Below are 19,576 nucleotides of genomic sequence, written 5' to 3' on the forward strand. Positions count from 1 at the left end.
GAAACACCGCATCGCCTGATTTTACGACTGCTACGCAGCCGAACGCAGGCTTCGCCAGCTGCTACAGATCACGTTTAGCATTAACCCATCGGTATTAACGCTGAGCGCTGCGTTTTTATGAACATAGATAGATAGAACAATGAACAACCTGTGGCGAGGGAGCTTGCTCCCGCTGGCCTGCGCAGCAGGCCCATCTGTCAGGGCCACTCCGCTATCCAGTGGAAGCCCCCCCCGCCACATAACAGCAACTACTTAGCCGGCTCAACCTTATCCAACACCCGATTCGCCGCAACCTCCGCCACCATGATGCTGTTCGAAATCCCCAGCAAGGCATACCGCGACTCACCCTCCAAATGATCCACCAACTGATGAACCATCACATCCACCGACGCCAGCGTCTCAACCAAAAAAACCGCTAGGGTTTCGGCTGTGGCTTCCGGGTCCACGGAAAACAGCTTGCTGGAGGTACGCGGGGTGGCTTTGATATCGGCGTTTGATGGGAAGTGGAAATCGAGGGCGCGTTCGGCGGCTTCGTGGAGTTTTTTTGAATCGGGTTCGTAGGGGGAAACTGGATCGGTGTCGGGTGGATTCGGTGTGGCCTTAAACATATTTCTGTCTCCAACATATGGAGCCATCACCCAACGCTGCTAAACGTAAGGTGGCAGCTGTGCGCAGGTTAGCAGACCGGCAGAGACGAAATCCGGCGCGCCCGAGGGCGCCCTGCGCACAGCTACCATAAAGTGCAGGCATGAAAACGACCTGACTGTCTGGATGCAAATACGCTTCGTCACGACGGGCTGCTAAACCCGATCACTGAAGGGCAGTGACACGAATCAAGTTACCGAGCGGTCCCAAAGCGCACAAGCCGGCGGATTCTGGTGCAGTCGTAGGCAACGGCGCAAGGTTTTGTAGCTTTCAGGACGTAACCTTGAGGGTGTTTAAACATGCATCCTCAAGAGTTGTTTAATAAGCTGGCGCGCGCATCCTACAGGCGATGAAAGCTTCGAAAACATCCAGAAAGCTACTGCCGAATTTGTAAGGCTGACTGTCACAAGTGTGGGAGCAACATGGTGTCTTGAATCAGTCGGCTACCGGCCAATAGCGGACGCTGGCTGCCATTCCCCATTAAGTGCTCCCAGACAGGGACCTGACCCGGTCATTTCAACGGGTCGTTCCTGATCAACGTCTTCGGCTCCAAATACGCGCTCATCCCCCACTTGCCCATTTCGCGCCCAAGGCCTGAATGCTTGAATCCACCGAAGGGGGCACGCGGTTCGTGGGCCAGGGTGTTGATGAGCACGCGTCCCGAATCGATCTGACGGGCGATGTTCATACAACGTTCGGAGCTTTTTCCCAGCACCAAGGCGCTCAGCCCATAGTCCGTATCGTTGGCAATGCTGATCGCATCGGCATCATCCTCGTAGGGGATGATCGTCAGCACGGGGCCGAAGATTTCCTCACGCGCGATGCGCATCCGGTTGTTGGCATCAGTGAAGATCGTGGGCTTCACGAACCATCCGGCATGCAAGCCTTCCGGGCGACCTTCGCCACCCGCCAACAACCTCGCGCCTTCTTCCTGGCCGGTACGGATGTAGCGCTGCACCCGTTCCCATTGTTTCTGGCTCACCATCGGACCGATGTCGGTGTCGGCGTTGCGTGGATCGCCCGATTGAATCTGTGAGACACCCTCCTTCGCAATCCGCTCGAACTCTGCCAGCCGGCTGCGCGGCACGAGGATGCGAGTGCCCGCGATGCAAGCCTGGCCGCTGTTGAGAAATCCGGCTTGCAGCACCAACGGCATGACCGCTTGGAAATCAGCATCGTCAAGCACCACGGTGGGCGACTTGCCGCCCAGTTCGAGCGTCACGCGCTTCATGGTGTCGGCACCGGCTCTTACCAGATGCTGACCGACAGCGGACGAACCCGTGAACGAGATCTTGGCAACGTCGGGATGACGGGCGATCTCCTCGCCAACCACCTCGCCCCGTCCGTTGACGAGATTGAATACACCCGGTGGCAGACCCGCCTCGTGCAACGCCCTGACCACGACCTGCGTCTGCAACGCGCTCATCTCGCTGGGCTTGATGACGGCGGTGCAGCCTGTCGCCAGCGCGGTGGCCAGCTTGTTGCAGATGAAGCCCGCATTGCTGTTCCAGGGCGTGATCAGACCGGTCACGCCCACGGGCGTCAGAATGACCCTGGCCATGCCGACCTGCTCCTCGAAATCGAACGCCTCCAGTGCATCGATTGCTTGCGCAATCACATCGGCCGGATACGTCGCCATCCAGCGCCCGCGAACCGCAGGCGCGCCGTATTCCACGAGGATGGCTTCCAGCAGCTCCTCCTCCCTTGCCGCCATGGCCCGGTGCATGCGTTGCAGTGCCGCAATGCGCTCCTCCCGGCTAGTACGAGCCCACGCCGGGAACGCAACCTTGGCGGCTGCAATCGCACGCTGTGCGTCCAGTGCATCGCCCAGCCGAACCTGACCGATGACTTCCTCGGTGCTCGGGTTATGAAGGTCGAACCATTCCTGACCGTGTGGAATGACGAACTCGCCGTTGATGTAGATATGTTCAATGCGTTGCATGGCGACTCCTCGCTCAAAATGACTCGCCTGAATCGAGCCTCTGTGATGAAGTCTAAGAAAAGTTCATTATTCCGATAAGCCATCCTTTGGCTTATGAAGCATCCTTATATTCAGGACAATTCATGCACAGAACAGGAATGACCGAGCTGGAAGTGGTTCTGGCCGTTGCGCGCCGCAGCAGTTTTCGCGGCGCAGCACAGGAGTTGGGCATGTCCACTACCGCCGTGAGCAGCGCGGTGGCCGGCCTGGAAGCACGCCTGAAAGTGCGCCTATTCAATCGCTCCACGCGCAGCGTTGCCCTCACCGACATCGGGCAACGCTATGTGGCACGCATCGCACCTGCGTTGGCACAGATCAAAAGTGCCGGCGAAGAAGCCAGCGTCGGCCCCGATGAACCCAGCGGCACATTGCGCATCAATGCACCACATGGCGCGGCCTACCTGCTGCTGGAGCCGCTATTGAAGCAGTACGCTCAACGCTATCCCGAAGTGCGCATCGACATCGTCAGCGAATCAAGCATGGTCGACATCATCGCAGGTGGCTTCGACGCCGGGATTCGCCTGGCAGAGTCTGTGCCGCAAGACATGATTGCCGTGGCACTGTCAGGTGACATCCGGATGCTCGTGGTAGCAACGCCCGAGTACCTCGAACGCCACGGCGTGCCCGAGCATCCGCGAGATCTACTCACCCACCGGAGCATCGGCATGCGCATGGCCCATGGTGGCCTCTACCAGTGGGAATTGGAGCGCGATGGCCAAAAGCTGCAGATGGATCTGCCGGTATGCTTCGCCTCCAACGAGTTGCTGGCCATCAAACAGGCCGTGTTGTCGGGCCTTGGCATTGGTTTTATTTCCGAGTGGTTCATCCTGGAAGAATTGGCAAGCGGTGCCCTGGTGCCGGTGTTGAAGCCGTGGTGCCCGTCGTTTGGCGGGTTGAGGCTCTACTACTCGGGCCATCGCTTCGTGCCGGCGCGGTTGCGTGCACTGATTGAACTGGCGCAGGAGTTGCGGCCTGCTGTGGTTTGATCATGTTTCGCCTTTTTATCGTCAATGGAATACCCCATGAAAATCCGCCACCTGCATCGCTTGCTCCAGGGAACAGCGGAGTGTGATTCTGCTGTCGAGTCACTCATCCTCATACAGCTACCCATTAGCAAGGACCGCTTTCGGCCCAAAAGCGGTCGCTCATGAGTGAATGCTTTTTACCAATTGCTGCATGTCTCGAAGGGCGAATCTTTACACCACACTCAGTCATTACCAAACAGTTGCAAAGCAAGCGGCAATAGTTCTGATGGCCAATTTTTCCGTTCAGCAAAGCCCTCCAGGCAAAGAGTCAGATCACTATCCACCCAACAGATAAACACACCGCCTCTTCGTAACCGTGGATGACTGAACGGCTTGCAGATTTCCTGTATCTGCGGCGCCGGATCTGAGGGCTGAATGTACTTTATGATCGAAACGAATCCGGCGGTGGTGATAGTCCGCTCTTGAACCCGGTAGTGATCAGCATTGAGAGCCGGCACGGGTACGCCTGCATCGCTCGCACTGAATAGATGTTCCAATGCGAACAACTCAACCTCATCGAGCTGCATACATTCCTCTTTTTTTGACTTGATTGGTTCACCCAGCACCGCAAGTCCCCCCCTGAAGCCATGGATCCAGGGGGACTCTACTAACTAAACACCTTCAATTACCGCACACTTCAAACTTGAAATACTTTTCCTGCAGGCGCTTGCAGGTGCCGTTGGCGTGAACGGCGGCAATCGCCGAATTGAGCTGCTCCAGTAACGCCTTATCCCCTTTGCGCACCGCAATGCCGTTGCCGTCGCCAAAGTATTTCGGGTCATCGAAGTCAGGCCCGACTACGGCGAAACCTTTACCGGCGTCGGTATTGAGGAAGCCTTCGTAGATATTGACGACATCGGCCAGCCCGGCATCCAGTCGCCCCGCCAGCAGATCCAGGAACAACTGGCCCTGGGAGCCGTAACGCACAACATCGACCCCGGCTGGGGCCAGGACCTCGGAGGCAAAACGATCGTTGGTAGTGCCTTGTTGGACACCGACCTTTTTCCCCTTGAGATCGGCCAGAGGATTATTGATGACCGATCCCGATTTCATGACTAGGTTGGCTGGCATGCTTCGATAGTATTGCTGAGTGAAATCCACGGACTTCAATCGTTCCGAGGTAATCAACATAGAAGAAAGAATGGCATCTATCTTTCGGACTTTAAGTGAAGGGATCAGCCCGTCGAATTCCTGATCGACCCACACACATTTGACTTTCATCTGATCGCAGATTGCATTGCCGATATCAAAATCAAAGCCAGCCGTACCGCCATCGGCTGTCTTGTAAGAGAACGGTGGATAGCTCGGTTCTATCCCGATGCGTACCGTTCTAAACTCTTCGGAGACTGCCAGCGTTGACGTCAAGGCGAGCGCGAAGAGTCCGATCAACTTGATCATACTCATGATGGCTATTCCTGTTTTTTATTGGACTTAGAGAAGTAATCAGATGCAACTGCGTCAGCTTTAAATCGATGACTCACTTGCGATGACGGTAAGCGCCGCCATTACCCCATGAAGACCCCAGCACATTCAGGATCATTCGGCCGGCGGTGATGCAGGTGATGGCATTGCTGGCATCAAAGCTGGGCGCCACTTCCACGACATCCATCCCCACCACTTTGCAATCGCGCGAAACGGCCCGTAACAGCGGTGCAATCTGGTCGAAACGCAGGCCACCCGGTGACGGTGCCAATACGCCGGGCATGCCGGACGGGTCCAGCCCATCGGCGTCGACGGTGATATAGACCGCAGCGCCTTTGGGGATCGTGGCCAATACCGGCCCGATGCCGTCGGCGTGAACCTGTTCTGCGGTAAAGATCCGCGATCCGTAGGCCTCAGCCGCGACAAACTCTTCCCGACGGGCGCTACCGGTGCCGCGCATGCCAATCTGGGTCATCCCGGAAATCCACGGCTTCTCGCTGGCCCAACGTAGCGGGCTGCTGTACCCCCGACGCACGCCATTGACCTCGGCGCGCCAGTCCAAATGCGCATCGATGTGCAGGATGTGCACAGGGGTCTGCAATACCGCCAGGGCATCCAGCGCCGGAATGGTCACCCCATGATCGCCCCCCAGGATGAACACCTGCGCCCCGTCGCCCCACAGGCTGGCCAGCAATTCGGTGACCTGCGCGGCGTGTTCGTCGTAGTTGCCGTGGGTCCAAGGCATGTTGCCGTAGTCGACGCAGTGAGGCGGCAGCACGCTGGACAACTCGGCGCCCAGATCGAAATCCCAATGCGCCTGACCATCGCAGAACTGGCCGGATTGCCAGCGGATAGCGTCCGGTGCCCGGTCCTGATCGTTGGGGTGCGGATTGCCCGGATAAGGCTCGCTGTGCGGCAGCCCGAGCATTGCCACCTGGGTCGGCAGGGTCCTCAGATTGGTTGCGATGGGCCAGTGCAGAAAGGGCCGAACCGGGGCGTGAGTGGTTTGCGTGTTCATGGTCGAAGACTCCTGTAGTAGCCGTGGCGTGTTGTCCAGGCACGTTGAGTAGACGCAACGCCGCAGGTATCCTCAAGCTAAATAAATTAACCAATCATTAGAAAAACTAAACCAGAGGCACCATGCTCGACACCCGAGATCTGATGACATTCCTGGCGGTAATCGAGGAAGAAAGCTTCGAGGCAGCGGCCAAAGTGCTGCATGTCACGCCGGGGGCCGTGTCCCATCGGATCAAGCAATTGGAAGAGAGTGTCGGGACGCTGCTGGTCAAGCGAATGCTGCCGACCCAGGTTACGCCGGCGGGAGAAGTCGTGCTGCGCCTGGCGCAACAGGTCCGGATGCTGCAGATGGACACCCGTCAGGAATTGAGCGAGGCCAACAATACGGTCAATACCCGGCTGACGATTGCCTTGAACGATGACTCACTGTCCGCCTGGTTCCTGCCGGCGATACTGCCGGTGATCAAGGCCCATGACGTGTCGCTGGACTTGCGGATGGGCGATCATGAACACACCAATCAACTGCTGCGTGACGGAACCGCCATTGCCGCCATCACCACCGATCCCAAGCCTGTCAGGGGTTGCGAAATCAAGGCGATCGGGGCCATGCGCTACAAGGCGGTAGCCAGCCGAGGGTTTCAGCAAGAGTACTTTGCTGAAGGTTTTACCCGGCAGGCGCTGGAGCGTGCGCCGACCATTCTGTTTGATAGGCAAGACACCATGAGTGAGCGCTTCTGCCAGCAACTGTTCGGCCAATCAATGCAAATGCCGGTGCACTACATCCCCAGTTCCCGAGGACTTATCGAAGCGGCAATGATGGGGTTGGGCTGGTGCATGGGGCCGGAAAAACTGATCCGGGAGGCGTGTGAAAGTGGCCACCTGATAGAACTGGCCCCTGAGCATACGCTGGACATCCAGTTGTTCTGGCAGGCGTTCAAACTCAATACCCAACTGCTGAAAGAGCTCACCAAAAGCATCACCATTCCAATCGATGCCTGATGGCCGACTGATCAGGTACTGGAGCTGAGCCATTCGATGAACTCATCGACTTCGGGGCGGCCCCGGCTGCTGTCATTGCACACACAGTAGTAGTTATGCAGGGCCGGAACGCTCAAGGTGAAGGGCTGAACCAGGCGCCCGTCATCCAGATCTCTGGCCGATACCAGTTCATCGCTGAGGGCAACGCCAAAGCCGTCGATTGCGCCCTGTAGCACCATGCCGAAATCGTCGAAATGCACATCCGTGTAGTCGCATTCATGGCAACGGGCTTCGGTAAGCCAACGCCGCCACTGTGCGCCATCGTCTTCATGCAACAGGCGATGGTGGGCAAGGTCGGACAGTTGTCGAATGGCCCTGTCGCCACGCAACAGCTGAGGGCTGCACACCGGTGTCATGCGAATGCCGTGCAGCAGGCGCCACCAAAAACCGGCACCGGGCGGCGTTCCATAGGTCACGGCGACATCCGCTCGACGCCAGTCGACCAGACCGTAGCTGACCTCGCTGATGACATTGAGCTTGATGTGGCGATTCTCATCCATAAAGGTGAACAGCCGCGTCGCCAGCCATGTGAGGCCATAGGCCCCGGGAATGGACAGGGTCAGTTGCTTAATTTCATCGGGCCTGACGGTCGCGTTGCGCAGGACCGAAACCGCCCCGCCGATTTCCCTCATCGCGCTGGCCACGTGTTTCTGCAACACCCTGCCGCTGTCGGTCAGCACCAATTGCCTCCCCTGTTTGACCAGCAGCTCCACCCCCAGGCTGGTCTGAAGCGCCTTCAACTGCTGGCTCACAGCGCCAGAGGTGACATGCAGCTCCTCCGCCGCTGCACTGATATTGCCCAGCCGTGCAACGCACTCGAACACCTTGAAACTGTGGAGGGGTGGCAAGCTCATAGGTGACGGCCCAGGTTAGTCAATTGCGATGGATCGGCAGGTAATAACTGATCCCGTCGACCCCGTCAACGAAAGGCCCGCCGCCCCGTCTTCTGCAAACCTTTAGTTTTTCTAACCATAAATACTTTAATACTTATCGATTGTTTGCCGCCCTCGTACAGGTTTGACTAAGCGCCCCCCCACGAGGAAGTTTCACCCATGAAAATCAATAATAAAAAAATAGCCTTTGCCTTAACCCTGGCTGCGACCATTGTGTTCAACGCTCACGCCGAAGACGCCATCAAAGAAAAATCCAATTTCGTCGTGCACAAATTAAGCGACAATCTTTACGCCATTGGCGAACCCACTTACTACCAAGCCAATTACTCTTACCTGATTATCGGCAATGACAAAGCCTTGATGCTCGATGCCGGCGCAGAGCAAAAAGAAGACATCACCGAAGTCGTCAAGAGCATCACGCAAAAACCTCTGTCCGTCTTGCCCTCGCACCTGCATTTCGACCATATCGCCGGCCTGCACAACTTCGACAGCATCTATCTGCTGGATACCGAATTCACGCGCAAATTCAAGCAGGACGATGGGTTCTACCACGTACCGGAGTCCGTATATCTTGGGGATTTTGATAAGTTTGTGCTCGAGCCATTCAAGGTGTCCCGCCTGGTCAAGCCCAATGAAGTGATCGACCTGGGTGGCGTCAAACTGAAGCTGCTCAGCATGCCCGGCCACACTCAGGATGAAGTGGCGCTTTATGATGAAAAGAACAACGTGCTGTTGTCAGGCGACCATCTTTATCCGTCGTCGCTGTTTGTGGGCAACATGAAAGATTACGTGGCTTCGGTTTCGGCAACGTTGAATGTTATTAATAAAGACACTGCTATTTATGGCGCTCACGCGGGTTCAGATCCAAATCTGGTTCCGAAGATGACCTTCGAGGAGATAGTGCTGATTCGCGACAAGTTAAAAGCTGCAGAGGATAAAACTGCCAAGCCTGATCCGTTCCCAGGTTCGGATCTGGTCAAGAGCACTAATCTTTATAACGTTGATAAAGAGGTGAGTATTCTTTCCGATATCGAATTCAAGGACGGCAGAAAATATGGCTATTGATTATTAGCGCAGGCATCCGGAATTGAACTGTGGACTGTGAAGAAGCATCTCCTGTAGGAACTACCCAATGCAACGAGGCTGCGATCTTTAAAAGCAAGATCATAGATCGCAGCCTGAGGGGAACGCGGTGAAGGTGGGGTGAACGTTCCCGCGATGGCCCTCCTAAATCATCTCAACGCTGGATTCCGAGTGACTGCTATGGGTCGAAAGCAGCTATTCGAAACCAACCGCCTCCAACCCAGAGCGCTCCTCCCTGGCCAACCGTTCTGACAGTTTGCGCAGGCGCTGAAACTGCTCCAGCGTTTTTTTGCTGAGCTACAGCACTTCTCCGATCACGACCCTACAAACGACCTTCTTCATAGACAGACGACTGAAGAAACTCCGCTATCAGCGATGCAACTTGCCGCTGAATCACCCCACGCGAGCGGCCGCCGTCGCCATCCCGGCAAATGATGCCATCGCCTGGCACGTCTTCTTCGAGCATTGCCTCCGCGCCAGGTTTGCACACCGACACGAAGCTGAAGTGGCTTGCATCGCTGATTTCGACGTAACGGCTTGTCGCCGCAGGCAAGCGTTTGGCCAAGTTGGCAGACTCCAACTCAGCAGGAAGGTCGCGCGACGGCACCCCGGCAGCAATCACCAGCACTGGTACCGGCAGCGCGGCCAGGCTTTCATCGGTCATGCCCCGTGAAAGGCCCAAATCCAATGCAACCACAGCGGTGACGCGTTTATCGCGCCAATCGGCGGTCAACGCGGCCTTGGATTCTGAGGTGCTTGCGGGATTCATCTTTCCATAGACACCGCAGCTTGCTAACTGCGGGTGGGCTTTGCAGTCATCGGCGAAGCGGTCTGGATCGAAGCGAGCACCGGCGATTTCCAGGGCGGTCCAGCCGCCGAGTGAATGGCCTACCACGGCAATTCGGTCATTGGCGACCAAGCCGAATTTTTCAGGTTGAGCCGTGACGCTATCAATGGCTCGAGTCAAATCAACGGGCCGCTGCCATAACTGCGCCGCAGCTTGAGGGCTACGGTCATGAGTGGTGGTGCCAGGGTGGTTGATGGCGGCGACGATGTAACCCTTTTGAGCCAGGGCACTGGCAAGCCAGATCTGGTTGCTCCAGTTACCTCTGTACCCGTGGGAGAGCACCAACAATGGATGTTTGCCAGCAGCGGGCGGCGCGTCACGAACGGCAGAAGCCCCAACGAACACCACATCATCGCCAATCATTTGCGTGGCGGCGGTCGTTGCGCTGGGGTACCAGACGACCATCTCCAGTGAGCGGTCATTCTGCGAGTCAGGCAGTGTGGAAGACTGGAAGCCGACGGAGTTCTCGTCAGCGAGTGCGAGGGTAGTCAGGCAGCTTAACAATAGGGCGCAGAAAGCTATTTTCAATGTCGTTTCTTCCTTGATTAGACCAGTGCATGGCAACCTGAATCCGCCGTTAGGCGCATCCATCTTCGTAGGGAGTCGAAGCTAATGTGGCTGCATGTAAGCACGGACATTAAAGCCCACATTTGAAACGCCGCGCATAACTTTCATCGTTAGCGCTATTCGCGGTCTTCAATTAGAAGGCTGAACGGCCGCTTTTGGCTGTGGATTCAGCCGGTCGATGCAACAGGCAAAACAGGTTTGGGCTACCGCTTTACTCCCTGACCGCATCCATACAAGCGAAAGGGGGACGGATTTATTTCCGGGAAAATAAATCCGTCCCCAATTTTCGTTGGAGAGGCAGAGCTTGATTGCAGTCCCCAGCGCCGCTCATCAGCTGCTAGTAAGACCAAGTTGCTGCTGCATGACGGAAGCCGCGTTGTAGCAATTAAAGGACACAACCTTTCCACCCTCCAGGTGAAAAACGTCGCAGCACGGAACATCTATCGTCTTGCCCGTTGGAGGTACAGCCCCTGAGGCAAGGGTCAGCTCACCTGTATGCGTGCCCCGAATTGCGAGTTCGACGACTACGACGTCCTCCGCGACATGCATGTTAAAAAGCTCGCGATGAACATCAGGAAATGCACTTGCGAAGGCGTCGATAGCGTCGCCAATTGCCTTCCCCTGCAATTTCAATCCGGTTGGAATGTCGCACATATAGCCTTCGTCCGAGAAGAAGGAGACAAACTTCGCGATGTCTTTCCCGCTTCCCTCCCCGGCTGCGTACAGTTCTCTGATGATTTCTTTATTGTTCAGCATAATAAATTCTCCGCGTAGTTGATTACCGACTATTTGGCGCGTCGACAAGGTTTTATCGCTGTTCAAACGTATCGCTGAGCTTATGAATACCTTCGTGTGTTATCGATCTCGATGGATCAGGGCCTGGAGCCCGCGTCCTTCTCGGAGGCCCGAGCCAGTGCTTGTGTATCGATGAACTCCCGGATGTTCGTCAGCTTTCCATTTCGCACGGTAATGGCGAAGACCCAATCGTCCTCCCACGTCCTGTTCGTAGCTTTAATGCTCCCCTTTGCGAAGCCGACGACCAGAACCCGGTCTCCCTGCGCCACGTATTCGTGGAACTCCATGACTGATGTTTCCATCTTTTCGGAAGCCTTCTGGAGCAGATCTGCCAATCCCGCGTGCCCGCGATACGTGCCAGCCAGCGGCCAGTCCTCGCCCGGAATGATCCATTCAATATCTTCGGAAGTCAGCGCCAGTAGATCTCGCCTATCGCTGTGGCCCATGGCTGTAAAGAAGTCCTTAACGACCTGGACATTCTTTTGTGTGTTCATCGAAATCTCTCCGGTTCTTTCGCATCGGCTCGCGTCCGTTCTAATCAGATACCTTGTGGACCTGCCGGTGAGGGGCGTGGTGTCGGCGATTCAGCCGATATCGACGTTCAGGGCGATGTCCCAAGTGCCGGCGCCGTTTTTAGCCAGGCCGATCATCATCAGGCCGAGCGCCTCGAGCGTCTGGGCCATGTGCAGGCCGCCGACATCCAACGGACGCAGCCCGAGACTCTCGATGAACGTCGAGACGCGCGCCTTGGCCTGTGGATCGTCGGCGGCGATGAACGTGTCGAGGCGTCCACCTTTGGCAAGGACGTGGCCGAACAGGGTGTTGAACGCCTTCACGACATACGCGCCAGCGGGGGCGATCTTGGCGATCTCCTGCGCACCAGAACTGCCGGCGGGAGAGACGAGGCCCGTGAGGTCCGGAGAGGCTGTGTTGGTGATGTCGATGATCACTTTGCCGTCGAGCGCGTCCCCGTAATCGGCCACCACCGACGCCGCGCCGGTGTACGGCACGGCGAGGATGACGATGTCGCCGGCCGGCGCCGCGCCGTACGTCCCTGTGATCGCTCCGGCTGCGAGCTTGTCGGCCAGCGCCCGCGCCTTGGCGGGATCGCGGCTGATCACCTCAACGGTGTGTCCGGCTTTGGCGGTACGGCCGGCGATTGCCGCGGCCATGCCTCCTGAACCGATGATGCTGATAGTGCTCATGTGCAGTCTCCTCGTGAATTAGGGTTTTGCTTGTTGCCTCAATTGCTGTCTGCCGGGCCCGTTGCGGCCCGGCGCCCTCCTCAACTCAACTCAGTCGGCAGGGAAGTAATGGCCGTTGTCCAGGTCCTTGAGCAGGCCGGCCTGAGCAGGCGCCCAACCGAGGGTCTGGCGGGTGATGAGGCTGGACGCCGGGAGGTCCAGCGTGACCAGATTCGCGAGGAAGCCGAAGTATCCCGGCAGCATCAGTACGTCTGCCGGAATGCTCACGACCGGCAGACCCAGACGACTGCCGATGGCCTCGGCGATCTCACGGAACGAAATAGCCTCGTCGGCAACCGCGTGCCAGTTTTTGCCGGCAGGGCTTTTCTCCAGTGCCAGACGGAACACGGTGGCGAGGTCGCGGGCGTGCACCGCCGACCAGTTGTTCTTGCCGTCACCGGGATAGCCTACGACGCCCTTCTCCTTCGCAAGTCCAATCAGTATCGGGAGGAAGCCGGCATTGTCGGTCGTGCTGTGCATGATGGTAGGAATCCGCACGACCGAGGACCGCACGCCTTGCTTGGCGAGGCCGAGTACGGTCGTTTCCACGATGTTACGAACCCGCAAGGTGCCCTTGAACTTCTCGCCGCCAGAGAGGGTGGGATCCTCCTCGGTTGCTGGACGGCCGAGATGTTCCCAACTCGGCGAGCCGATGCTCCCAGACGTGACCAGCGGCTTTCCGGTCCCCTTCAGTGCGTCACCGTATGCAAGCATGATCGCCTGCTCCGCGGCAGCCACCGCGTCGAGGCCTCCGGTGGGAAGCAGGTCTTGCCTGTGCGCGACGTGAATGACCCCGTCGGAATCCGCTGCTGCCGCTTTTAGCCCGTCGAGATCATCGAGGTCGCCGCGACGCACTTTGGCGCCAAGCGCAGACACCGCCTCTGCGGACTTGTCCGACCGGGCAAGCGCAGTGACCTCGTGACCGGCTGCAATGAGGTCGGAAATGATATACGGACCGGAATGGCCGGTCCCTCCAGTGACGAAAACGCGCATGTTAATGCTCCATGTAAGTGATGTGATGCGGGAAGTGGCTACGGGAACGCTCAGCCGAGAGGGCTGACGCCGAATGAGAAATGGGGGTTTTCCCCGACCGGGGCTGCGCTGAACGTTCCGGTGGTCCCGCCGGCTCCAACCTGCTCGGCCAGCGCCTGCGCCTTGGCGGCGTCTCGACTCATCACCTCGACGGTGTATCCGGCCTTGGCGGCAAGGCCACCGATCGCTGCGGCTATGCCACCTGAGCCGATGATGCTGATAGTGCTCATGCGCAGTTTCCTCGCAGGGATGGGGTTGAACATTCCAAGGCCGCAGGTGCGATCCGGCAACCTCATTCAACGTACGATCCATGCTGGTCGCTTTACTTGCAAAACGCAAGTGATCCACGGGATTTACTTGCGACATGCAAGCGATGCTAAGATCCCGCCATGAAGACAACAGCTGAAGAAGACATCCGGTCCCACTGCGCAGTGAACTATGGCGTGGAGATCTTCGGCGACCGATGGTCGCTCTTGATCATTCGCGACATCGTTTTTGTGGGTAAGAAGACGTATGGCGGGTTCTTGAAATCGGAAGAGAGAATCGCGACTAATGTCCTTGCCTCCCGCCTGGCATTTCTCGAGGAGCAAGGAATTCTCTCGAAGGCGCCCAGCCCAGACGACAGGCGCAAGGACTTTTACACTTTGACCGAGAAGGGTCTGGACCTCATTCCAATTGTGATCAACATTGTGCTCTGGAGCGCGAAGCATGATTCGAAGTCGTACATGCGGCGCCACGAGGATTTACTTGCTCGATTCAGTCAAAACCCCATGCAAGTGAGCGAGGAAGTGAAGGCGCTGGTCCGCAATGGCGGGTGCGTCTTTCCTGAGAGCGGGGGATGAACAAGGCGGCGAACGCGCCTTGTCACGGCGCGCAATTGAGTGGGTATCGGTCCCGTGACTTAGGGCTTAGGGCTCGCGACCATCTGAGGCCAGCGCCAATGCTTGCGTGTCGACATACTCTCGGATGTTCGTCAGCTTGCCATTGCGAACAGTGATGGCGAACACAAAATAGTCCTCAAACGTCTTGTTCGTGGCTTTGACTTTCCCCGTAGCGAAGCCGACGACCAAAACCCTGTCTCCCTGCGCCACGAACTCTGGGGACTTCGGGGAGGAAATTTCCATCTCTGCGCAAGCCTTCTGAAGCAGGTCTGCCAATCCCGCGTGCCCGCGGTGCGTGCCGGCCAGCGGCCAACCCTCGCCCGGAATGATCCACTCGATATCTTCGGCAGACAACGCCAGCAGACCTGGCCTGTCGCCGCCGCTCATTGCTGCAAAAAATCCTTCACAATCTGGATATTCTTTTCAATGTTCATAAAGACTTCTCCATTGCTCTGACATCGGATCGCGTAGTGTCGGTAATTCAGCCGGGAACGAGGCCAAGTTGTTGCTGCATCGCGGAAGCCTCGTTGTAGCAATGGAAAGATATGATCTTCCCGCCTTCGAGGTGGAAAACATCGCATGACGGGACATCTATCGTCTTGCCCGTGGGGGCTAGCGTCCCTGAAGCAAGAGCCAGATCCCCCTTGTGCGTTCCCCGAATCGCGAGTTCGACAACGACGATGTCTCCCGCGACATGGATGTTAAATATCTCACGGTGGACGTCGGGAAACGCACTGACCAGAGCGGCGATAGACTCACCGATAGCCTTCCCGCGAAACTTCATGCCGGAGGCCATATCCCACATGTATCCTTCCTCAGAGAACATGGAGACAAACTTCTCGATATCCGTTCCTTGCCCTTCCGCGGCGGCGCAGAGCTCTCTGATTATTCTTTCATTGTTAAGCATCATCGTTCCTCTTCTTCATTGTTGAACACTTGTCTCATCGTGTAAGTGATGGACCTGCCGGTTTGCCGGCGTCGCCCTCGCTTCAATCAGACTGTGGCTGTCGTTTATTCACGAGGCAGGATCGCATCAACATCTGCGATCACAATCCATCAGTCGAACTTGACCAGGTCCTTGAAGATCAGCTGCCCCCAGCTATTTCCGCGCGCCTGCACAAGCAGTCCACCCTCCGAAAGCCCGCCCAGTTTGATCGGCGAGAAACCGAGATTTTCCGCAAGCGCACCCATCTCCGTTGCGGCGCCGTCATCGTCGCTCGCCAGGAATACGACTCTCTTGCCACCCTGTACGGCCGGATCCTGGTCAAGGACGCCAGCGACCAAATGGTTGAAGCCCTTGACCAGTCGTGCACCGGCGAAGGCCTGCGCGACAACCCTGGAAGATGGCTGCCCTCCCAGGTCCTCAGGGGGCACGCCGTAGGCATTGGTCACATCGATGATGGTCTTGCCATTCCAGGTCGGCAGCGCCTTCGCGACATCCCGGTGCGACTCGAAACGGACAGCCAAAAAGATGATGTCCGCCTTGGTGGCTTCCGCCAGGGTTTTGGGAATGATCTCGGGGCCGATCGCGGCCGCAGCGGATGCAAAGCTTTGCGGGTCGCGAGTGGTTGCAACGGATACTTCGATGCCGCTTCGGGCAAACGCCTTGGCAAGTGCCTGGCCGAGTTTGCCGAAGCCGATAATTGCGTAATTCATATATTCACCTTGGGTTTACCACGCCCGACCGGCTCCGAATATCGAATGGAGTGACCGGCCGGGCGTAGCACGTCAGATTTGAGCCAGGCCGCCGTCGACGGCGACTTCGCTGGCGGTCATGAAGCTGCTGTCGTGCGACGCGAGAAACGCGGCCGCCGCGCCGATCTCTTCAGGATCGGCCATGCGCTGGAGCGGATTCATCGAGGCGAAGACCTTCATGCCTTCCTCGCCTAGCGCCGCCTTCGCGAGATCAGTCGCCGTCGGTCCGGGCGACAGCACGTTTACCCGGATGCCGGTGCCCTTCAGGTCCTCCGCCCAGGACCGCGCGAGGTTGCGCACTGCCGCCTTGCTCGCGCTGTAGGCACTGAATGCCGGGGCGCCCGTGGTGCCGGCGCTCGATCCGGTCAGGATGATCGAACCGCCCTGCCCCATCAGCGGCAGCGCCTTCTGGACCGTGAAAATCAAACCCTTCACGTTGGTGTCGAAGGTTTCGTCAATGTGCTCGGCGGTGATCTTGCCGAGCGCAAGCTGGCTTCCCACCCCGGCGTTGGCGAAGACGATGTCGAGGGTTCCGCGCTCGGCCTTCACCGCCGCGTAGAGTCGGTCGAGGTCGGCCTCATCCGAGACCGAGCCCTTCACCGCGCGGGCATTGGCCCCCAGTTCGGCCACAGCGGCGTCGAGCGCTTCCTGCCGGCGGCCGAAGATGAAGACGAACGCGCCCTCCTCGATGAAGCGTTTTGCAGCGGCGAGGCCGATGCCGGTGGCGCCGCCGGTGATCACGGCGGTCTTTCCATTCAGTCTGGTCATGTTCTGCATCCTTCGTTGGAGTTGTACCCAAGCAGGAAATTGCTTGCTTGAGACGAGGATGCAGCGCTGATAACCTAAGGACAAGTATGCACCTTTAGGTAAGTATCAAAAAATGACGACGAATTCTGAAATCTGCGACACCGGCTGCGGGCTCAACGCCACGCTGCGCATCATCTCGGGCAAGTGGAAACCGCTGGTCTTGTTTTTCCTGCGCGGCGGCCCGAAGCGCTACGGCGAGCTCAAGCGTTTGATCCCGGGCGTCAGCGACAAGGTGCTGATCCAGCAGTTGAAGGATCTGGAAGCCGATCACGTGCTGGCGCGCAATGACTACAAAGAAGTGCCCCCGCGCGTGGACTACACGCTGACCCCGCTCGGCCGCAGCCTGGCTGAAGCGATCGTCCCGCTGTGCACCTGGGGAACCGAGAACGCGGCGCAAATGGCGAGCATCTTCGCCAAGCGCGATGCTTTGCCTTAGCAGGATGCGGAGTACCGCAGGAAGCGGTACGCCGGCTCCCGCACCTGAGTGGACACTCGTAAAAAAGGGGACAGATTTATTATCTTAAAAATAAATCTGCCCCCTTTCTGGGAAGGGCTCCGCTCTTTGCGAGGGTCATGGATACTCGCCGGTGTCATCCCAGGATTCTGGACAGGTCCACTTCGAAGTAATCGTAGGCCACCGGTTCAAGCTCGTCGACGATGTCGCTGTAGATAACCTGACGTTTGCCCAATGCAGTGGCGTAGCGTTGGAGCTGTGGAGGGCTCATCAAATACGCTTCTAGCAGGGCTTGCGCTTCGATGATGTCGCTGTAGAGGCGGTACGCGTCCGCAGATTCCACCCCGTTTGCTTTGGTGACAACAATGTTCTGCCGTAGAACGCCTCTTAGGAAAGTCGCCAGAATCATGATGTCGACAATGGGCGTGCCGGCGTAGGGGATGCCGCAGTGGTACTGCCCGTTGAGCAAAATGAGCGGTTGGATTTTGAAGTCTTCGGGCAGACGGAAATTACGTCTCGCGCACTCTTCACGGAACTGTTTTTTGTATTTCTGGATGTAGTCTGTCTTGCGTTGAAGTTGGGTCTGGGTCTCGATGACCTTCCCCCGATGTTTGGATACTTCATCCGGGTCAACCGGTTGCAGAAAGCTTTTTGCTTCGCCAATGACAACGGCATTACCGATGCGCAGCACAATGTCGATATCTTCGTAGACAGGCTCTCCCTCAACTTCCCCAGGTAGATAGAATTTCAACGCGTGGGGCATAAGAGCAATGTCCCGCTTTATCGGGGAGGAGTTGATGGTGTAATTCAACACGTCGCGCAGATAATTTTCGAATGGCAGCCCACGAGCATCAAACTTCGCACCGAGTTGGCGGATCCAGATGTCTACGTTGCGCTGGGTTGTGCCCAGTGAGGGGGTATAGAGCACCAGTAGCTCGCTGTCGTTCAAGGCGATAAGGGGCTGGGTCCACAGTTCATTTTCTTCATGCCGCTGTGCTGCTGAGGGTGAATAGGTGAAGAATTCCAGCAGTTTGTGGCTGATGTCGTCGGTGACGGACAGTGAGTCACTGATGGCTTTCATTAACGCACCTCGTGGGATTCTGGGCGTGGTGAGTTCGGCCAATACTTGCGTGGGGGTTTGCTGGCTGTTGGATACGTGAGTCCCCTTCTTCAGAAGTCTCACCAAGCTTTGCAGCACGGTCCAGCACTTGATCACGTCGATTATCGTGCTTCCTGCGAGCCGAGGGCTCTGGAACCGGGCAAGTTCTAAGTAGTATGGCTGCAAGGCTTCTTGCATGAGAACGTAGCTTTCGCAGGACCCCTCACCAATTGTTTCATCCGCTGCCAGCACGAATGTGTAGGTTCCGTCGACGGCAGTAACTGCAACGATGGGCCTGGGTATGCCGAGCTCGGCGTGGCTGTATGAGCGGCGTGCTTGCTCAAACGTCGAGTGATGATGAAGGTTACTGGCGTGATGCACGGCACTGCGACGGCTCAAGGTTATCCACTTCCAACTCGCGTCGGCGGGCCGTGCTGGCGACAACTTGACTCCTTCAGCGGACTCGGTGAGGACGTAGTTATTCCACAGGCATTCTTCCCATAAGTCTTCGATAATTTTGTAGAAAGTTCCGATGGCATAATCCGCTGCGATGTCGCTTTGTGATTCTGTTCTCGATGGCGCTTCTTTGGCGTGCGACGGCTTCTGGCTGAGGATCATTCGAAGCGGGAGTTGTAGCCCGTCGATATCCGATTGCGCGATCTGATCCAGCGAATGGTCTACGCCATCACGGTCATGCACTCTGGGCAGGATATGGCTTGCACTTTGGTGCGCGGGATTTTGCGACCTGGATTCGCGAACAATGTCGGCAATTGATAACTGGTAGCCGATGGCGTTCAAGTTGGCATGGCTGACGAACGCCAAGAGCTTGTCGTCCCGGCTGATTTTCTTGTCAGCCGCGAAGCTCAACTCGCCCCTGATGGTTGAGAAGGCCCGGGAAAACCAGACACCGGCTTCGTATAAATTTTTGGACTCTTGATCCATTCCGTCGAGTTCAAAAGCCGCTTTCCATTCAGCCAGATTGAAACTTCTCTGATTTGGGCGGGCGACTTGGTTATCCCTGACACGCTTTGCAAAGGTCATCGAAAACTCC

General features: G+C 57.2%; 22 protein-coding genes. 5 read left to right on the forward strand and 17 right to left on the reverse strand.

Going from position 1 to position 19,576, the window contains the following annotated elements; all coding sequences use genetic code 11:
- Positions 1-248 precede the first annotated feature (248 nt).
- Positions 249-608, reverse strand: coding sequence for a DUF6124 family protein (locus ACRC4F_RS05090; RefSeq protein WP_438658366.1), 360 nt, complete (start codon positions 606-608; stop codon positions 249-251).
- Positions 609-1,156: 548 nt separating this feature from the next.
- Positions 1,157-2,587 (reverse strand): aldehyde dehydrogenase family protein, encoded by a 1,431-nt coding sequence (locus ACRC4F_RS05095; protein ID WP_438658367.1) that lies wholly within the window; start codon positions 2,585-2,587, stop codon positions 1,157-1,159.
- 122 nt (positions 2,588-2,709) lie between these two features.
- On the opposite strand from ACRC4F_RS05095, the gene ACRC4F_RS05100 reads away from it, so the two are divergent.
- A complete protein-coding gene (locus ACRC4F_RS05100; protein ID WP_438658368.1) occupies positions 2,710-3,612 on the forward strand; it encodes a LysR family transcriptional regulator in 903 nt (300 codons plus the stop codon).
- 221 nt (positions 3,613-3,833) lie between these two features.
- Here the strand turns inward: ACRC4F_RS05100 and ACRC4F_RS05105 are convergent, their stop codons facing one another.
- From ACRC4F_RS05105 to ACRC4F_RS05115, 3 genes are all read right to left on the reverse strand, one after another.
- Entirely contained in the window at positions 3,834-4,178 is a 345-nt protein-coding gene (locus ACRC4F_RS05105; RefSeq protein ID WP_438658369.1) for a hypothetical protein, read from the reverse strand.
- Positions 4,179-4,272: 94 nt separating this feature from the next.
- Positions 4,273-5,055: an ABC transporter substrate-binding protein gene (locus ACRC4F_RS05110; protein ID WP_438658370.1), complete on the reverse strand. Its 783-nt coding sequence runs from the start codon at positions 5,053-5,055 to the stop codon at positions 4,273-4,275.
- A 73-nt stretch (positions 5,056-5,128) separates the two neighbouring features.
- Positions 5,129-6,091 (reverse strand): arginase family protein, encoded by a 963-nt coding sequence (locus ACRC4F_RS05115; protein ID WP_438658371.1) that lies wholly within the window; start codon positions 6,089-6,091, stop codon positions 5,129-5,131.
- 122 nt (positions 6,092-6,213) lie between these two features.
- Here ACRC4F_RS05115 and ACRC4F_RS05120 point away from each other — a divergent pair, with 122 nt between their 5' ends.
- Positions 6,214-7,089, forward strand: coding sequence for a LysR family transcriptional regulator ArgP (locus ACRC4F_RS05120; RefSeq protein ID WP_438658372.1), 876 nt, complete (start codon positions 6,214-6,216; stop codon positions 7,087-7,089).
- A gap of 11 nt (positions 7,090-7,100) precedes the next feature.
- Here the strand turns inward: ACRC4F_RS05120 and ACRC4F_RS05125 are convergent, their stop codons facing one another.
- Entirely contained in the window at positions 7,101-7,982 is an 882-nt protein-coding gene (locus ACRC4F_RS05125) for a LysR substrate-binding domain-containing protein (RefSeq protein WP_438658373.1), read from the reverse strand.
- Between the two features lie 198 nt (positions 7,983-8,180).
- Between ACRC4F_RS05125 and ACRC4F_RS05130 the strand changes: the two genes are divergently transcribed.
- Complete coding sequence (locus ACRC4F_RS05130; RefSeq protein WP_438658374.1) at positions 8,181-9,086, forward strand: MBL fold metallo-hydrolase; 906 nt, start codon at positions 8,181-8,183, stop codon at positions 9,084-9,086.
- 340 nt (positions 9,087-9,426) lie between these two features.
- On the opposite strand, the gene ACRC4F_RS05135 is transcribed toward ACRC4F_RS05130, so the two are convergent.
- The 6 genes from ACRC4F_RS05135 to ACRC4F_RS05160 all read right to left on the reverse strand — a co-directional run bounded on the left by ACRC4F_RS05135 (position 9,427) and on the right by ACRC4F_RS05160 (position 13,819).
- Entirely contained in the window at positions 9,427-10,479 is a 1,053-nt protein-coding gene (locus ACRC4F_RS05135) for an alpha/beta hydrolase family protein (RefSeq protein WP_438658464.1), read from the reverse strand.
- 369 nt (positions 10,480-10,848) lie between these two features.
- A complete protein-coding gene (locus tag ACRC4F_RS05140; RefSeq protein WP_438658375.1) occupies positions 10,849-11,274 on the reverse strand; it encodes an ester cyclase in 426 nt (141 codons plus the stop codon).
- A 116-nt stretch (positions 11,275-11,390) separates the two neighbouring features.
- Positions 11,391-11,807: a nuclear transport factor 2 family protein gene (locus ACRC4F_RS05145; protein WP_438658376.1), complete on the reverse strand. Its 417-nt coding sequence runs from the start codon at positions 11,805-11,807 to the stop codon at positions 11,391-11,393.
- Positions 11,808-11,897: 90 nt separating this feature from the next.
- Positions 11,898-12,518, reverse strand: a complete 621-nt coding sequence (locus tag ACRC4F_RS05150) for an NADPH-dependent F420 reductase (RefSeq protein WP_438658377.1) — start codon at positions 12,516-12,518, stop codon at positions 11,898-11,900.
- 90 nt (positions 12,519-12,608) lie between these two features.
- Positions 12,609-13,550, reverse strand: coding sequence for an SDR family oxidoreductase (locus ACRC4F_RS05155; RefSeq protein ID WP_438658378.1), 942 nt, complete (start codon positions 13,548-13,550; stop codon positions 12,609-12,611).
- 50 nt (positions 13,551-13,600) lie between these two features.
- Positions 13,601-13,819, reverse strand: a complete 219-nt coding sequence (locus ACRC4F_RS05160) for an NAD(P)-binding domain-containing protein (RefSeq protein ID WP_438658379.1) — start codon at positions 13,817-13,819, stop codon at positions 13,601-13,603.
- 159 nt (positions 13,820-13,978) lie between these two features.
- On the opposite strand from ACRC4F_RS05160, the gene ACRC4F_RS05165 reads away from it, so the two are divergent.
- Positions 13,979-14,431, forward strand: a complete 453-nt coding sequence (locus tag ACRC4F_RS05165) for a winged helix-turn-helix transcriptional regulator (protein WP_438658380.1) — start codon at positions 13,979-13,981, stop codon at positions 14,429-14,431.
- A 66-nt stretch (positions 14,432-14,497) separates the two neighbouring features.
- Here ACRC4F_RS05165 and ACRC4F_RS05170 read toward each other — a convergent pair whose 3' ends face one another.
- The 4 genes from ACRC4F_RS05170 to ACRC4F_RS05185 all read right to left on the reverse strand — a co-directional run bounded on the left by ACRC4F_RS05170 (position 14,498) and on the right by ACRC4F_RS05185 (position 16,933).
- Positions 14,498-14,857, reverse strand: a complete 360-nt coding sequence (locus ACRC4F_RS05170; protein WP_438658381.1) for a nuclear transport factor 2 family protein — start codon at positions 14,855-14,857, stop codon at positions 14,498-14,500.
- 94 nt (positions 14,858-14,951) lie between these two features.
- Complete coding sequence (locus ACRC4F_RS05175) at positions 14,952-15,377, reverse strand: nuclear transport factor 2 family protein (protein WP_438658382.1); 426 nt, start codon at positions 15,375-15,377, stop codon at positions 14,952-14,954.
- Positions 15,378-15,526: 149 nt separating this feature from the next.
- Positions 15,527-16,126, reverse strand: a complete 600-nt coding sequence (locus ACRC4F_RS05180; RefSeq protein WP_438658383.1) for an NADPH-dependent F420 reductase — start codon at positions 16,124-16,126, stop codon at positions 15,527-15,529.
- A 72-nt stretch (positions 16,127-16,198) separates the two neighbouring features.
- Entirely contained in the window at positions 16,199-16,933 is a 735-nt protein-coding gene (locus ACRC4F_RS05185; protein WP_438658384.1) for an SDR family NAD(P)-dependent oxidoreductase, read from the reverse strand.
- 112 nt (positions 16,934-17,045) lie between these two features.
- Here ACRC4F_RS05185 and ACRC4F_RS05190 point away from each other — a divergent pair, with 112 nt between their 5' ends.
- The gene (locus ACRC4F_RS05190) at positions 17,046-17,408 is read left to right on the forward strand and encodes a winged helix-turn-helix transcriptional regulator (RefSeq protein WP_438658385.1); all 363 of its coding nucleotides are present in this window, start codon (positions 17,046-17,048) and stop codon (positions 17,406-17,408) included.
- Positions 17,409-17,562: 154 nt separating this feature from the next.
- Here the strand turns inward: ACRC4F_RS05190 and ACRC4F_RS05195 are convergent, their stop codons facing one another.
- Positions 17,563-19,566, reverse strand: a complete 2,004-nt coding sequence (locus tag ACRC4F_RS05195) for a hypothetical protein (RefSeq protein WP_438658386.1) — start codon at positions 19,564-19,566, stop codon at positions 17,563-17,565.
- Between the last annotated feature and the right edge of the window lie 10 nt (positions 19,567-19,576).

This window comes from Pseudomonas sp. (assembly GCF_051660785.1).
Classification (GTDB): Bacteria; Pseudomonadota; Gammaproteobacteria; order Pseudomonadales; family Pseudomonadaceae; genus Aquipseudomonas.